Here is a 13,782-nt window from a genome sequence, read left to right as displayed (position 1 = left end):
GCCTCTAGTCCGGATCGACGGGCACCGACACCATATTGCCGCTGACCGACGGCCGCTCGGGCCGTTTCGCGACCGCGATCACCAGTCCGATCAACGCCACGAAGCCGCCCGCGATCGACAGCGGTGCCCAGCGATAGCCCTCGAACACCGTCGAAAAGCCCATCGCGATGATCGGGATCAGCACGCTCGACCAAGCGGCCTGCCCCGGCCCAACCGCGCGGATGACATTGAAATAGAGCGGAAAGGTGACCGCGCTGGCGATGATGCCCAGATAGAGTATTCCGCCCAGATAGACCCCCGTCTTCTCGACGACCGGCGGCCCGGTCGTGATCCATGCATAGCTTCCGTCGGCGAGCGCCCCGAACAGCATCGCCCAGGCGATCATCACGACCATCGACTGCGCGCGCGCGATTCCGGTCCCCTGCATCACATTGGCGGTCGACGCGCTCATCACACCGGCCAGCGTCAGCAGCGTCCCCATGATCACCTCGTCCGCCCCCAACGCAGCGGCGCGATATTCGTGCAGGATCATCAGCGCGACGCCGACGATCGCGATCCCCGCCCCGGCAAGGAAGCGGCGTTCGAGCGGCGTCTTCAGAAACAACCGCCCCAGCAACGTGTTCGGCACGATCAGCAGCGCAAAGAGCACTGCGACAAGGCCCGAAGTGATATGCTGCTCGGCGCGATAGACGAAGTTGAAGTTGAACGCGAACTGCGCCAGCCCGAGGACCGCGGCAAAGGCCATCGCGCGCGGTTCCAGCCACAGTCGTTCGCGCCGCGCCGCGGCAAAGACGAACATCGCCGCTCCGGCGACCACGAAGCGATAGGTCACCGACCAGCTCGGCGGCACGACACCCAGCTGACCCTTGATCACGATCCACGTCGATCCCCAGATCAGCGTGACCAGCGCGAAGGGCAGAAAGACGCGTGGCGAAAGCAGCGTCGTCGGCTGCTCGCTCATAGCCCGGCGATGGCGGCCGCCAGCGGCGCGACCGCGGCGGCATCCTGATCCCAGCTCACGACGAGGCGGATCGCGCCGTCGCCCCAGTCATAGAAATCGAATCCCTGCGCGCGCAGGTCCGCCGCCTCTTCGGCGCTGATCCGCACGAACAGCTCGTTCGCCTCGACCGGATGCATCAGCCGCGGACCGCACGCCGCCGCGAGCGCGGCCGCGCCGGCGTTCGCGGCGCGCGCGTTGGCAAGCCAGAGATCGTCCTTCAGCATCGCGCGGATCTGCGCCGCGACGAAACGTCCCTTGCTCAGCAGATGTCCGCCGCGCTTCTTGAGCTCGCGCACCCCTGCGCCGCCGCTGCCGCCGAAAAAGACCAGCGCCTCGGCCATCATCGCGCCATTTTTGGTGAAGCCGAACGACAGCGCATCGACCCCGGCGCGCCAGGTGACGTCGGCGGGCGAGCAGCCGAGGAACGCAACCGCATTGGCGAAGCGCGCACCATCCATGTGCAGCTTCATCCCGCTCGCCTTGGCGACCTCGCTGATCGCGCCGATTTCGCTCGCACGCCAGGCGAGTCCATATTCGGTCGCGTTGGTGATGCTGATCGCGGCGGGCTGTACCTGATGGACGTCTTTGCGGATACCCGCGATCCGTTTCCTCAGCGCCTCGGCATCGATCTTCGCTCCCGCGCCGGGCAGCGTCATCAACTGCGCACCGCCCGAATAGAAGGTCGGCGCGCCGCACTCGTCGACCTCGATATGCGCTTCCTCGTAACAGAGTATGCCCTGCCAAGGCCGCACGAAATGCGCGAGGATGATGCTGTTTGCGGCCGTGCCGGTCGCGATCCACACGACCTCGCAATCGGTTTCGAACAGGTCGGAAAAGGCGGCATCGAGCGACTGGCTGAGCGCATCGCCGTCATACGCCGTGTCGACATGATTGGCGGCGGCGAGAGCCTCCATCACCGCCGGATGGACGGTGGCGGCATTGTCGGAAAAGAAGCGGAGCGCGGTCATCCGGCGCCCTTAGCGCAGGAATCGCGATCGCGCTAACACGTTAATATTTTGGCGGCTCGTCCGCCGGATCGAGTGGATCATCCTCAAATTTCCCACTTGCGAGCCTCACGCCGATGCTCTGCCACGAAGAGACATCGAACCGCCGCATGCGCATGGCCGCATCCGATATGCCGCACGGCTCGCCGAGGGATCAGCGGTCGCGTTTTGCCAGCAACTTCAGGCGCAGCGCGTTCAATTTGATGAAGCCGGCCGCATCCTTCTGGTCATAGGCGCCGGCATCGTCCTCGAAGGTCACATGCCGCTCGCTGTAGAGGCTGTTCGGCGACTTGCGGCCGACGACACTGGCATTGCCCTTGTAGAGCTTCAGGCGAACAGTGCCCGACACCTTCTCCTGGCTGAGGTCGATCGCCGCCTGCAGCATCTCGCGCTCGGGCGCGAACCAGAAGCCGTTATAGATGAGTTCGGCATATTTCGGCATCAGCTCGTCTTTCAGATGCGCCGCGCCGCGGTCGAGGGTGATGCTTTCGATGCCGCGATGCGCACGGGCATAGATTTCGCCGCCCGGCGTCTCGTACATGCCGCGCGACTTCATGCCGACGAAGCGGTTCTCGACGAGGTCGAGGCGGCCGATCCCGTGCTTGCGGCCGAGGTCATTAAGCGCCGCGAGCAGCGTCGCGGGCGACATCGCCTGCCCGTTCAGCGCAACGCCGTCGCCGCGTTCGAAATCGACCGTGATATATTCGGGCGTGTCGGGCGCATCCTCGGGATTGACGGTGCGCGAATAGACATAGTCGGGCGTCTCGTCCCACGGGTTCTCGAGCACCTTGCCCTCCGAAGAGGTGTGGAGGAGGTTCGCATCGGTCGAGAACGGGCTTTCGCCGCGCTTGTCCTTCGGCACCGGAATCTGGTTCTTTTCAGCAAAGTCGATCAGCGCCGTGCGGCTGGTCAGATCCCATTCGCGCCAGGGCGCAATCACCTTGATATCGGGATTGAGCGCATAGGCAGATAGCTCGAAGCGCACCTGGTCGTTGCCCTTCCCCGTCGCGCCATGCGCGACCGCATCGGCACCCACTTCCTTGGCGATTTCGACGAGCCGCTTCGAAATCAGCGGACGCGCGATCGAGGTGCCGAGCAGATAATCGCCCTCGTAACGCGCGTTGGCGCGCATCATCGGGAAGACGAAATCGCGGACGAATTCTTCGCGCAGGTCGTCGATATAGATATGCTCGGGCTTGATCCCCATCAGCTCGGCCTTGGCACGCGCCGGCTCGAGCTCCTCGCCCTGCCCGAGGTCGGCGGTGAAGGTCACGACCTCGCAGCCATAGGTGACCTGCAGCCACTTCAGGATGACGCTGGTATCGAGACCGCCCGAATAGGCGAGGACGACGCGCTTGAAGGACTCGGACATGATGGCACCTTTGGCGAGGGAAAGACGCGGGCGCGGCTAGCAGGGCGCCGCCAAAGGTGCAACCGGCTTGGCCGCTCAGCCGACGCGCGTCCAGTCCATGAACCATCCGTCGTCCCACGTCTTTCCGCCGTCGCGCGACACGCCCTGGAACCAGCGGCAGCTTTTGGGCGTGATGCGGTCCCATACGCCACGATAGAGTTCGGGCCCCTTGTCGCCCTCGCCTTCGGACAGGAAGGTGCCGACGCCATTTTCGAACACGCCAAGCTGGCCGGGGACGCCGACGACACCCGATTTGGCGTTGACCCAATGGTCGGACCATATCTTCTTTTCGACGTCGAGCAGGCGAAGCCCCATGCCCGAAAAACCCCGCGCCGGAATGCGCAGCTCCTCGATGCTCGCAATTCCTCCGAGGATGCCGACCACGGTCGCCTCGCCGGGAAATTCGATCCACTTCTCGCCTTCGCGGAATCTGTTGTGGATGCGCCATTCGCCGGTGAGGAAATCGAAGTCGCCGGGCTTTCCGACGGGGGCGGGGTTGATCGCGGCGCATGCCGCGACGGGGATCAGGCTGGACATGAAGGCTCCTGCGCTAAGGGCAATGATGGTGCGGCGGTCGATCTGGGCCATGAGTCGCTCCCTCGGTGACCAAGCCTGCCTACGCCCCCTATCCTGACATTTTCTGTCAGTTATTTTCTGCTAAAGAAGAAAAATGCGCGCGAGCCGCCTCCTCTCGATCCTGATCCTGTTGCAGCTGCGCCAGCGGCTGACCGCCGCCGATCTCGCCGCCGAGTTCGAGGTGTCCGAACGCACCATCTATCGCGACATCGATGCGCTGAGTGCCGCGGGCGTGCCCGTCTATGGCGACCGCGGGCCCGGCGGCGGCTTTCAGTTGCTCGGCGGCTATCGCACGCGGCTGACCGGCCTGTCGGCGGGCGAGGCCGAAGCGATGGCGATGATCGGCCTGCCCGGTCCCGCCGCAGAACTGGGGCTTGGCGCGGCGACGAACGCCGCGCGCAACAAATTGCTCGCCGCCCTGCCCGGCGGCGGCGGCGCGCTGGCCGACCGGATGGCGGCACGCTTCCATCTCGACGCCGTCGACTGGTATCGCGGCAGCGAGGCGCTGCCGCATCTGCCCCGCCTCGCGCGCGCCGTCCTCGACCAGCAATCGTTGGCGATGCGCTACGAAAGCTGGCAGGGGGTGCGCGACTGGGCGGTCGATCCGCTCGGTCTCGTTCTGAAAGCGGGCATCTGGTACCTCGCCGCGCGCGGCGCCGGGAAAGTCCGCATCTTCCGGATCGCCAATATCGAGGAGCTTGCCATCGGTGAAGCACCGTTCGACCGTCCCGCCGATTTCCACCTCGCGAATTGGTGGCAGGCCGAGCAGGTGCGATTCGAGTCCGAGCTGTTCGCCACAAAGGCGACCATTCGCGCGTCGCTTGACGGATGCAAGCGACTGGCCGCGCAATCACCACGTGGCGCCGAAGCGGTTGCCCGCGCCGACGCTCCGGACGCCAAAGGCTGGCGTGCCATGGCGATGATGGTGGAGGACAGCGACCATGGCGCGCGCGACATGCTCGCGCTCGGCGCCGAGGTCGAAGTGCTCGCCCCCGCCAGCTTCCGCCGGCGCGTCGGCGCCCTCGCACGCACGATCGCCGCCAGGCATCGTTGACTGGATTCCCGCGTCCAGAACGCTAGTCTGGCGCCAGGGAGGCACGCGATGGGCAAGACCGAGATCAAGACCAAGGCGACCGGAGTCAGCGTTGCCGATTTTATCGCTGCCGTCCCGAGCGAAAAGCGGCGCGAGGAAGCCGCCATCGTCGATGCGATCCACCGCCGCGTCACGGGCGTCGAGCCGAAGATGTGGGGGCCATCGATCATCGGCTATGGCAGCTATGACTATATTTATGACAGCGGCCGTTCGGGCACGATGTGCCGCGCCGGATTTTCGCCGCGCAAGGCCGCGATGACGCTCTATCTGATGGGGCATTATGAAGAGCGTCAGCCCGAGGCGGACGCACTGCTGGAAAAGCTCGGCAAATACAAGAATGGCAAGTCTTGCCTCTATATCAACAAGCTGACGGACGTCGATCTGAACATACTTGAACAGCTGGTTGCGCTGAGCTGGGATGTGATGAACGCACGCTACCCGACGTAGCTGAATGGCCGGTTTCGATCGGTAGCGGACCTAGACGATCCTCCCCCGCCGGGGGAGGGGGAGCGAGCGGGTCAAAGGAACGCGCGGGGCGCGTTGCTTCCCGCGAGGCCGTAGGGTGGTGGAGGGGCACAGGAGATCATAGGCCGCGCCAGACTGCACGTACCCCTCCACCATGCTTCGCATGGTCCCCCTCCCCGTGCCGGGGAGGATCGGCACCGTCCGCTTTCCACCCCTAAGCGGATGTCCGTCCATCTTTCACGTCGCGACGCGGAAGATGGCGTCTCTCGGCCTCGCCGATATAATCGCGCGTCAGCGGCAGCGCGTGGCGGCTGCGCGCGAACTGGATCTGGTAATTGCCCATCCCGCCACTTTCGAACGCCGCGGTCGCGCCGGCGAGGTAGAAGCACCACATGCGGAAGAATCGCGCGCCCATCATCGCCACGATCTCGGCCTCGTGCGCCAGCGTCTTGGCGTACCATTGACGCAGGGTCAGCGCATAATGCAGCCGCAGCGTTTCGACGTCGGTCGCGATCAGCCGGCTTTTCTCGCTCGCCGCGAGCGTCTCGCTGAGCGCGGGGATATAGCCGCCGGGGAAGATATATTTGCGCGTGAAGGCGTCGGTCGCGCCCGGCTTTCCAAAGCGCCCGATCGTGTGAAGCAGCATCACCCCGTCGGCGGTGAGCAGGTTCGCGCAGGCACGGAAGAAAGTGTCGAAATTTGCCGCGCCGACATGCTCGAACATGCCGACCGAAACGATGCGGTCGAACCCGCCGGTCTCGCGCGCCGCAAGGTCGCGATAATCGATCAACTCGAAGCGAACGCGGTCGGCAACCCCCGCCTCTTCGGCGCGCTGCCGCGCGAGCTCGAGCTGTTCGGTCGATAGTGTGATCCCCAGCACCTCGACCGCTTCCAATTTCGCGAGCGTGATCGCCATCCCGCCCCAGCCGCAGCCGATGTCGAGGATCCGCTGGCCCGGCCGCAGCGCGAGTTTCGCCGCGATATGCGCCTTCTTGGCCTCCTGCGCCTCGTCAAGCGTCATGCCCTCGCGCGGCCAATAGGCGCAGCTATATTGCATGTCGCGGTCGAGAAAGAGGCGATAGAGGTCGTTGCCGATGTCGTAATGGTGCTCGACATTCGCGCGCGACTGGCGCTGCCGGTTGATCGAGCCGAGCCGCGTCTTCACCCAGTCGCCCCATTGGCCGAGCCGGGTCTTGTCCTTGAGCTTCGCGCCGCGATCCCATGGCGTATTCATGCGCAGCAGGCCGATCAGGCCCATGATGTCGCCCTCGGTAATTTCCATTTCGCCGTCCATGAAGGCCTCGCCCGCGCCGAGCCGCGGGTCGAGGATCACGCGCCGCATCGCGCGGCGCGTCGCGAAGCGGACGCTGACTTCGGGAAAGCCCGGCGCTGGCGCGCCAAAGGTCTCGGCCCCGCCGTCGGGGTCGATGACGGTCAGCCTGCCACGATGGATAACACGCGAAAGAAAGGGCCTGAGTATGGACAAAAGTGCGACCTCATCATCATTGCATTTGCCGCCCTGTTACCAACTAGATACCGGCATACCATTCATAATCAATGCGATCTTCCCAGAAACCGCCCTTTCCTGCCCCGATTTGGTCGAGACTCGCGACCGCTTCGATCCCGGTCAGATATTTCGCATGCTTATACCCCAGCTGCCGTTCGATCCTGAGGCGCAGCGGCGCGCCGTTGGCGATCGGCAGCACCGCGCCGTTCATTGCCCAGGCCAGGATCGTCTGCGGGTGGAGCGCATCGACCATGTCGCAGCTTTCATAATAGAGCGCGTCGTCGATCCTGTCGGCACAGCGGAACACGATGTAGCGCGCGCGGTCCTTCACCCCCGCCGCCTCAAGGATGCGGCGGAGCTGCGGCCCGGTCCACTCGCCGATCGCGCTCCACCCCTCGACGCAGTCGTGGCGGGTGATCTGCGTGCGCTGCGGCATCGCGCGGATGTCGGCCATCGACAGCGACAGCGGCCGCGCGACGAGGCCCGACACGGTAATGCGCCAATCGGTGAAGCCCGCCGCGGCGTGCGCGGCATAGGCGGCGCCATCCGGCAGCTTCGTTCCGTTCGAGCGAAAGACCGGCGACAGGTCGGCGCGGGTGAATTCGCGCGCCAGCGCATCGCGGTCCATCAGCGCGCGCTGGCTCGCCCGGTTCATCTCCTCGCCCATCGACAAGATCTTGCGAACCGCCGGCGCCTCGCTGATCGCGTCGCAACCCGACAGCAGCGGCAGTGCGCCCGCCGCCGCGACGAGCCCGCCCGCCCGCGCGATCAGCCGGCGGCGTGGCAGCAGGACGCCGCTCATGCCTCGCCCTCCCTCTCGGGCGGCAGCGTGAACCAGCCGCTGATCATCGAGCGCACCTCGTTGATCGGCCCGGCGAGGATCACCATCATGATGTGGACGAGGAAGAATAGGACAAGCAGCCACGCCGCAATGAAATGGATCGAACGCGCCGACTGGCGCCCGCCGAACAGGTCGAGCAGCCAGGGCCAGGCGGCATCCATTCCCGGCGACATGGTGAGCCCGGTGAAGATCATCAGCGGCAGCAGGCCGAAGATCACGCCGATATAACTAAGCTTTTGCAGGATATTGTACCGCGCTGCCGCCTCGCCCCGCGGAAAGCGCAGCCGCGCATGATCCTTGATGTCGTGCCAGATATGCCGCGGCGACCATTCGGCGCGGCGGACGTGCAAATCCCTTCGGATGTGCCCGCCGAAAAGGCTCCAGACCATATAGAGCGTCAGGCCGACCGACAGCACCCACGCGAAGAACAGGTGCCAGCGCCGCCCGGCCGCGAGATCGTAGCTGGTCGGGATCGTCGCCCAGCCCGGAAAGGCCCAGGTCTTTTCCTCGCCCCCGGCATTGGTCCAGCGCCCGAGCACGCCGGTCGTCTCGATCCGCGTCTCGCCGAAGCGGACATAGCCGGTGTCGGAAGTCGCCCCGATCGCGAACCACGCCCGATCGGGGTTCGCGCCATATTGCCCCCAGTAAAGCCGCGGATGCGCGTTGAAGATCATCAGCCCGCTCATCAGCATGACGAGCAGCGTAACCGCATTCACCCAATGCCAGATGCGCGTCGGCAGCCGGTGGCGATAGACGCGCACCGGCGCGGGCGTTTCCGGAACCGGCGCCGGCAGAACGTCGGGGGAGTCAGCTTCAGCCATATCCCTCTTTCGCTCCTTCGCCCGGTTCGGTTACGCGGTCACCTCCGACTTATACTCCTCGCGATAGCGATTGCGCAAAGACACTTTGTCGATCTTTTCGCTGCCAAGCTTGGGCAGCGCCTCGTTCGACATCCAGATCCGGCACGGCACCTTGTACGGCGCGAGGCGCGCGTTGAGGAACGCGGTCAGCTCGTCGGCGGTCAACGCGCTGCCGGGCTTCATCCAGACGACCGCGCCGACGCATTCGCCGAGCCGCTCGTCGGGCAAGCCGAAAACCGCGCACTCGTTGACCTCGGCATGTTCATAGATCGCGGCCTCGACCTCCTGGCAACTGATATTCTCGCCGCCGCGGATGATGATGTCCTTCTTGCGGTCGACGATGAACAGATAGCCGTCCTCGTCGAGGTAACCGAGGTCGCCCGAACGGAAATAGCCATTGTCGAAGAAGGCCGCCTTGGTCGCTGCCTCATTGTTCCAATAGCCCTCGAAGTTGCAGACCGATCGCATGCAAACCTCGCCGACGCTACCCTGCGGCAGTTCGTTCCCCAGCTCGTCGAGGATCGCCAGATCGACGAGCGGCTTCGACGCCGGGCCGGTCGACAGCGGCTTCTCGACATAATTCTCGTTGATGATGCCGCAGCCGACGGCATTGGTCTCGGTGAGGCCATAGCCTAGCAGCGGCTTGGCATCGCCCATCTCCGACGCGAGCCGGCGGACATGCTCGGGCGGTCGCGGCGCACCGCCGCCGGCGTAGCTCTTGCACGTCGACAGGTCGTAATTCTTGCGGTTCGGACTGACGAGAATTTCATAGCTCATCAGCGGCACGCCGACGAAATAATTGCATTTCTCGTCCTGGATCAGCCGCATCGCCTCGTCGGCGTTCCACTTCGGCATCAGCACGAGCTTGCGACCCAGGGCGAAGCTCTGGAGGAAGACCGGGATTTCCGCGGTAACGTGGAACAGCGGCGTGCAGATGAGGGTGGCGGGCTGAATGTCCGACATCTGCCCGTCCTCGGTCAGCAGGTGGACGATGCTCGCGGTCTGCGTGACATAGTTGAAGATCGCCTGCACCACCGCCTCGTGGCGCGAATAGGCGCCCTTCGACTGGCCGGTCGAGCCCGAGGTAAAGAGGATCGTCGCCAGATCCTGCCCGGTCAGCACCGGCAGTGCGGTATCGGCGCTGCCGCCCGCCGCCAGCGGCGCGATCGCTTCGTCGATCGGCTTCGTGATATCGAGCGCGACAACCTTGGCGCCATGCCTGACGCCCGGCTCGGCCAGCCGCGCCGCCCGCTGGACATCGGCAATGACGAGCTTCGCCTCGGCATCGTCGATTCCCGCCGCCAGCTCGCCGCCCTGCCACCAGCCGTTGAGCAGGGTCGCGCAGCCGCCCGCGAGCAGGATGCCGATATAGGCGACACACCACGCATTGGCGTTGCGCATGGCAAGGCCGACGCGGTCACCGCGCTGGACGCCGTGGCCATCGATGAGGCCCGCCGCGACCTTGCGCGCCGCGGCATAGACCTGTTTGAAGCTCAGCCGCTCGTCGCCCTCGACCAGAAAGGTCGCATCGCCGTGCATCGCGCTGAAATAGGCGACATAATCGGCAAGGTTCGTCGGCGCGTTGGTGATGAATGGCAGCTGGCGGCCGAAGCGTTCGACGGAACCGACCTGGATCGGACCGCCCGGCCCCGTGATCAGATTATACGCGGATTCCAGGCGCAGATCGAGCGCGGAAGGCATGGGGCATCTCTCCTCTTGGTCTCGCTCGCCTTACCCCCTATGGGGAAGGCCTCTCCTGGGGAAGGACAGCGCGACTATATGTTTCTTTTTGCAACCTTAGCCGAAGCGACGCAATATCTTAACTTTCATGACCTGATGGGCGAGCATAGCGAGGTCGCTTTCAGCGTGTTCGGCTGGCCAATCCGCTGGTATGCGCTCGCCTATCTGGCGGGCATTTTCCTCGGCTATTGGTATCTGCTGAAGCTGATCGCGCAGCCCGGCGCCCCGATGGCGCGGCGCCATGCCGATGACATGATCTTCTATGCCATGCTCGGGATCATCCTCGGCGGCCGGCTCGGCTATGTCCTGTTCTACAATCTCGAATCCTATCTCAAGGAGCCGGTCGACATCTTCAAATTGTGGGACGGCGGCATGTCGCTGCACGGCGGTGTGATCGGCGTGCTCGTTGCGATCTGGTATGTGACGCGCAAGGAAAAGCTCAGTTTCCTGCGCTTCTGCGACTATATCGCGTGCGTCATTCCCTTCGGTCTCTTCCTCGGCCGCCTCGCCAATTTCGTGAATGGCGAGCTGTGGGGCCGCGTAACGACCGTGCCATGGGCGATCATCTTTCCGCGCGGCGGCGACCTCCCGCGCCACCCGAGCCAGCTTTACGAAGCCGGGCTCGAAGGATTGGTGATGATGGCCGTCCTCGCCTATTTCTTCTGGCGCACCGATGCGCGCTACAAACCGGGTTTCCTCGTCGGCATGGCATCGCTGATCTACGGTCTCAGTCGCTTCACGGTCGAATTTTTCCGCGAGCCCGACGTCCAGCGCCAGTGGGTGGTCGATGCGACCGGCCTGTCGATGGGCCAGTGGCTGACCGTGCCGATGATCGTGATCGGCCTCTGGCTCATCGCGACCGCGAAGCGCCGGCGCCAGCGGGTCGAGCCGGTCGCCGGACCCGATGCCGTTGCCTGACGGCCCGCCCGCTCCCGAACAATTGCTCAAGGACATCGCCGTCGCCCGGCCGATGACGATGGCCGACTATATGGCGGCGGCGAACGCGCATTATTATGCGACGCGCGACCCGCTCGGTGCGGCGGGCGATTTCACCACCGCGCCCGAGATCAGCCAGATGTTCGGCGAGCTGGTCGGTATCTGGATCGCCGACCTGTGGAGCCGCGCGGGCTGCCCGCCGTTCCGCTATGTCGAGCTCGGGCCCGGGCGTGGCACGCTCGCCGCCGACGCGCTCCGGGCGGCGTCGCGTTTCGGCTGCGTGCCGGTGGGCGTCGATCTCGTCGAAACCAGCCCTACGCTGCGCGCGGCGCAATCGGCGCGCCTTCCGCAGGCCGAACATCGTGACGAGGTCGACGCACTTCCCGACGACGCGCCGCTGGTCATCGTCGCCAACGAATTTTTCGATGCGCTGCCGGTCCACCAATATGTGAAGACCGCCGACGGCTGGCGCGAACGAATGGTCGAGCGGCGCGATGGCAGGCTCGCGCCGAGAGCCGGCGAAATCCCGGCCGACGACGCGATTCCCGCCGTCCTGCGTGACCGGCCCGAGGGGACGATCGTCGAAACGACGCCGGTCTCGGCCGCGATCATGCAGCGCTGCGCCTTCCGCATCGCGCGGCAGGGCGGCGCGATGCTCGCGATCGACTATGGCTATGCGGGGCCCGCAGCGGGCGACACGCTGCAGGCGGTGAAGGCCCACAAATATGTCGATCCCTTCGTCGATCCCGGCGAGGCCGACCTCACCGCGCATGTCGATTTCACCACCCTTGCCGACGCGGCACGTCCGGCGGGCGTTACCATCAGCCGCCTTGCGACACAGGGCGACTGGCTGAGGCGTCTCGGCATCGACGCGCGGCTGAAGTCGCTCACCGCCGCCGCCCCCGACCGCGCCGCCGAACTCGAAAGCCAGCGCGACCGCCTTGTCGAGCCCGGCGAAATGGGCGAACTGTTCAAGCTGATCGCGATTACCGCGCCCGGCTGGCCCGCGCCCGCAGGATTTCCAGGAGACCCCGCATGACCGCCATCGTCTTGGCGAAGCCCGAGGATGCCGAAGCGATCGCGATGTTCGCGAACGGCTCCTTTACCGATACCTTCGGGCATATCTACGACCCTGCCGACCTGTCGGCCTTCCTTGCCAACTGGAACCCTCCGGAGCGCGTCCGCGCGCAGATCGGGGATGCCGGGCACGACATCGCGCTGGTGCGCGACGATGCGGGCGCGATCCTCGGCTACATCAAGATGGGCCCGGTCGAATTCGACCTGCCGCCCGAGCAACCCACCGACGACGCGGTCGAACTCCACCAGCTTTACGTTGCCGAAGCCGCGAAGGGCACCGGCGTCGCGGCGGCGTTGATGGAATGGGGCATCGCCTGGGCGCGCGAACGTGCATCGATCCTCTACCTCTCCGTGTTCACCGAGAACCACCGCGCGCAGGCCTTTTACCGCCGCTACGGCTTCTACGACGTCGGCCGCAACGAATTCCGCGTCGGCAATCATATCGACGAAGATCGCTTCTTCAGGCTCGACCTGTGAGCGCGCCATTCGTCGTCGCGCCGACGCTTGCGACTGTGCCGCACGGCTTCTTCGGCCGTCAGGGCGGCGTCTCGACCGGCGACCTCGCTTCGCTCAACTGCGGCCTCGGATCGGGCGACGACCCGGCGCTGATCGCCGAGAACCGCCATCGCGCCACCGAAGCGGTGCTGCCCGGCGCGGCGCTCGCCGGCCTCTATCAGGTCCATGGCAACCGCTGCGTGATCGTCGACGACGGCACCGACCTTGCCGCGCGGCCCGAGGCCGACGCGCTCGCGACGCGAACCCGCGGCATCCTGCTCGGTATATTGACCGCCGATTGCGTCCCGGTCCTCTTCGCCGACGCTGAAGCCGGGGTCATCGGTGCGGCGCACGCGGGGTGGAAGGGAGCTATCGCCGGGGTGACCGACGCGACGCTCGCCGCGATGGAAGGCCTCGGCGCGAGCCGCGCGAACATCGCGGCCGCTATCGGCCCCTGCATCGGGCGCGTCTCCTACGAGGTCGACGACGGCTTCGTGCAGCGCTTTCTCACCGACGATCCCGAGAACGAGCACTTCTTCGCGGGCGGCAAACCCGGCCACGCGATGTTCGACATCGCCGCCTATGTCGCGGCGCGCCTCGCTGCGGCGGGGGTCAGCCGAATTGCCATCGGCGGGCAGGATACCTACGCCGAAGAGGTTGATTATTTCAGCTATCGCCGCGCGTGCCATCGAGGCGAGAATAGCTACGGCCGCCAGATCTCGCTGATTGGACTGAGCTAAATCTTTGTCACCCCCGGACTTGATCCGGGGTCCAGCT

The 13,782-nt window shown here is 65.5% G+C and carries 14 protein-coding genes; 6 read left to right on the top strand and 8 right to left on the bottom strand.

Features of this window, described 5'->3' with window-relative positions:
- Positions 1-4: 4 nt before the first annotated feature.
- The 4 genes from QOL79_RS05295 to QOL79_RS05280 form a co-directional block, all read right to left on the bottom strand.
- On the bottom strand, positions 5-961 hold the full coding sequence (locus QOL79_RS05295; protein WP_283418877.1) for a DMT family transporter: 957 nt from the start codon (positions 959-961) through the stop codon (positions 5-7).
- On the bottom strand, positions 958-1,968 hold the full coding sequence (locus tag QOL79_RS05290) for a threonine aldolase family protein (protein WP_282949851.1): 1,011 nt from the start codon (positions 1,966-1,968) through the stop codon (positions 958-960). Before QOL79_RS05290 ends, QOL79_RS05295 begins: the two co-directional genes overlap by 4 nt.
- 190 nt (positions 1,969-2,158) lie before the next feature.
- A complete protein-coding gene (locus QOL79_RS05285; protein WP_283418876.1) occupies positions 2,159-3,376 on the bottom strand; it encodes an argininosuccinate synthase in 1,218 nt (405 codons plus the stop codon).
- A gap of 75 nt (positions 3,377-3,451) precedes the next feature.
- On the bottom strand, positions 3,452-3,952 hold the full coding sequence (locus QOL79_RS05280; protein WP_283418875.1) for a hypothetical protein: 501 nt from the start codon (positions 3,950-3,952) through the stop codon (positions 3,452-3,454).
- A 133-nt stretch (positions 3,953-4,085) separates the two neighbouring features.
- On the opposite strand from QOL79_RS05280, the gene QOL79_RS05275 reads away from it, so the two are divergent.
- Both QOL79_RS05275 and QOL79_RS05270 read left to right on the top strand, forming a co-directional pair.
- On the top strand, positions 4,086-5,045 hold the full coding sequence (locus QOL79_RS05275; RefSeq protein ID WP_283418874.1) for a helix-turn-helix transcriptional regulator: 960 nt from the start codon (positions 4,086-4,088) through the stop codon (positions 5,043-5,045).
- 48 nt (positions 5,046-5,093) lie between these two features.
- Positions 5,094-5,531, top strand: coding sequence for a DUF1801 domain-containing protein (locus QOL79_RS05270; protein WP_283418873.1), 438 nt, complete (start codon positions 5,094-5,096; stop codon positions 5,529-5,531).
- Positions 5,532-5,763: 232 nt separating this feature from the next.
- Here QOL79_RS05270 and QOL79_RS05265 read toward each other — a convergent pair whose 3' ends face one another.
- From QOL79_RS05265 to QOL79_RS05250, 4 genes are read right to left on the bottom strand one after another with little or no spacing between them, the layout of a single operon-like run.
- The gene (locus tag QOL79_RS05265) at positions 5,764-7,035 is read right to left on the bottom strand and encodes an SAM-dependent methyltransferase (RefSeq protein ID WP_283418872.1); all 1,272 of its coding nucleotides are present in this window, start codon (positions 7,033-7,035) and stop codon (positions 5,764-5,766) included.
- Positions 7,036-7,078: 43 nt separating this feature from the next.
- Positions 7,079-7,858: a molybdopterin-dependent oxidoreductase gene (locus QOL79_RS05260; protein ID WP_204993657.1), complete on the bottom strand. Its 780-nt coding sequence runs from the start codon at positions 7,856-7,858 to the stop codon at positions 7,079-7,081.
- Positions 7,855-8,718, bottom strand: a complete 864-nt coding sequence (locus QOL79_RS05255) for a cytochrome b/b6 domain-containing protein (protein ID WP_283418871.1) — start codon at positions 8,716-8,718, stop codon at positions 7,855-7,857. The genes QOL79_RS05260 and QOL79_RS05255 overlap by 4 nt, the downstream gene beginning before the upstream one ends.
- A 30-nt stretch (positions 8,719-8,748) precedes the next feature.
- Complete coding sequence (locus QOL79_RS05250; RefSeq protein WP_283418870.1) at positions 8,749-10,458, bottom strand: class I adenylate-forming enzyme family protein; 1,710 nt, start codon at positions 10,456-10,458, stop codon at positions 8,749-8,751.
- A gap of 135 nt (positions 10,459-10,593) precedes the next feature.
- Between QOL79_RS05250 and lgt the strand changes: the two genes are divergently transcribed.
- The 4 genes from lgt to pgeF are packed head-to-tail and all read left to right on the top strand — an operon-like array spanning position 10,594 to position 13,745.
- Positions 10,594-11,415 (top strand): prolipoprotein diacylglyceryl transferase, encoded by an 822-nt coding sequence (lgt, locus tag QOL79_RS05245; protein WP_283418869.1) that lies wholly within the window; start codon positions 10,594-10,596, stop codon positions 11,413-11,415.
- Positions 11,402-12,472 carry a class I SAM-dependent methyltransferase gene (locus QOL79_RS05240; RefSeq protein ID WP_283418868.1) on the top strand — a complete coding sequence of 357 codons (1,071 nt, stop codon included), beginning with the start codon at positions 11,402-11,404 and terminating at the stop codon, positions 12,470-12,472. The genes lgt and QOL79_RS05240 overlap by 14 nt, the downstream gene beginning before the upstream one ends.
- Positions 12,469-12,987: a GNAT family N-acetyltransferase gene (locus tag QOL79_RS05235; protein WP_283418867.1), complete on the top strand. Its 519-nt coding sequence runs from the start codon at positions 12,469-12,471 to the stop codon at positions 12,985-12,987. Before QOL79_RS05240 ends, QOL79_RS05235 begins: the two co-directional genes overlap by 4 nt.
- A complete protein-coding gene (pgeF, locus tag QOL79_RS05230; RefSeq protein WP_283418866.1) occupies positions 12,984-13,745 on the top strand; it encodes a peptidoglycan editing factor PgeF in 762 nt (253 codons plus the stop codon). Before QOL79_RS05235 ends, pgeF begins: the two co-directional genes overlap by 4 nt.
- The last annotated feature ends 37 nt before the right edge of the window (positions 13,746-13,782 follow it).

This window comes from Sphingopyxis sp. Geo48 (assembly GCF_949769155.1).
Classification (GTDB): domain Bacteria; phylum Pseudomonadota; class Alphaproteobacteria; order Sphingomonadales; family Sphingomonadaceae; genus Sphingopyxis.
The sequence above is the reverse complement of the archived record's forward strand: the minus strand, read 5'-3'. Positions and strand labels throughout refer to the sequence as shown.

Excerpts from the sequence above, each read along its gene's own strand:
- QOL79_RS05295 (WP_283418877.1), bottom strand. The coding sequence starts at position 961 with ATGAGCGAGCAGCCGACGACGCTGCTTTCGCCACGCGTCTTTCTGCCC.
- QOL79_RS05290 (WP_282949851.1), bottom strand. The coding sequence starts at position 1,968 with ATGACCGCGCTCCGCTTCTTTTCCGACAATGCCGCCACCGTCCATCCG.
- QOL79_RS05285 (WP_283418876.1), bottom strand. The coding sequence starts at position 3,376 with ATGTCCGAGTCCTTCAAGCGCGTCGTCCTCGCCTATTCGGGCGGTCTC.
- QOL79_RS05280 (WP_283418875.1), bottom strand. The coding sequence starts at position 3,952 with ATGTCCAGCCTGATCCCCGTCGCGGCATGCGCCGCGATCAACCCCGCC.
- QOL79_RS05275 (WP_283418874.1), top strand. The coding sequence starts at position 4,086 with ATGCGCGCGAGCCGCCTCCTCTCGATCCTGATCCTGTTGCAGCTGCGC.
- QOL79_RS05270 (WP_283418873.1), top strand. The coding sequence starts at position 5,094 with ATGGGCAAGACCGAGATCAAGACCAAGGCGACCGGAGTCAGCGTTGCC.
- QOL79_RS05260 (WP_204993657.1), bottom strand. The coding sequence starts at position 7,858 with ATGAGCGGCGTCCTGCTGCCACGCCGCCGGCTGATCGCGCGGGCGGGC.
- QOL79_RS05255 (WP_283418871.1), bottom strand. The coding sequence starts at position 8,718 with ATGGCTGAAGCTGACTCCCCCGACGTTCTGCCGGCGCCGGTTCCGGAA.
- QOL79_RS05250 (WP_283418870.1), bottom strand. The coding sequence starts at position 10,458 with ATGCCTTCCGCGCTCGATCTGCGCCTGGAATCCGCGTATAATCTGATC.
- lgt (WP_283418869.1), top strand. The coding sequence starts at position 10,594 with ATGGGCGAGCATAGCGAGGTCGCTTTCAGCGTGTTCGGCTGGCCAATC.
- QOL79_RS05240 (WP_283418868.1), top strand. The coding sequence starts at position 11,402 with ATGCCGTTGCCTGACGGCCCGCCCGCTCCCGAACAATTGCTCAAGGAC.
- QOL79_RS05235 (WP_283418867.1), top strand. The coding sequence starts at position 12,469 with ATGACCGCCATCGTCTTGGCGAAGCCCGAGGATGCCGAAGCGATCGCG.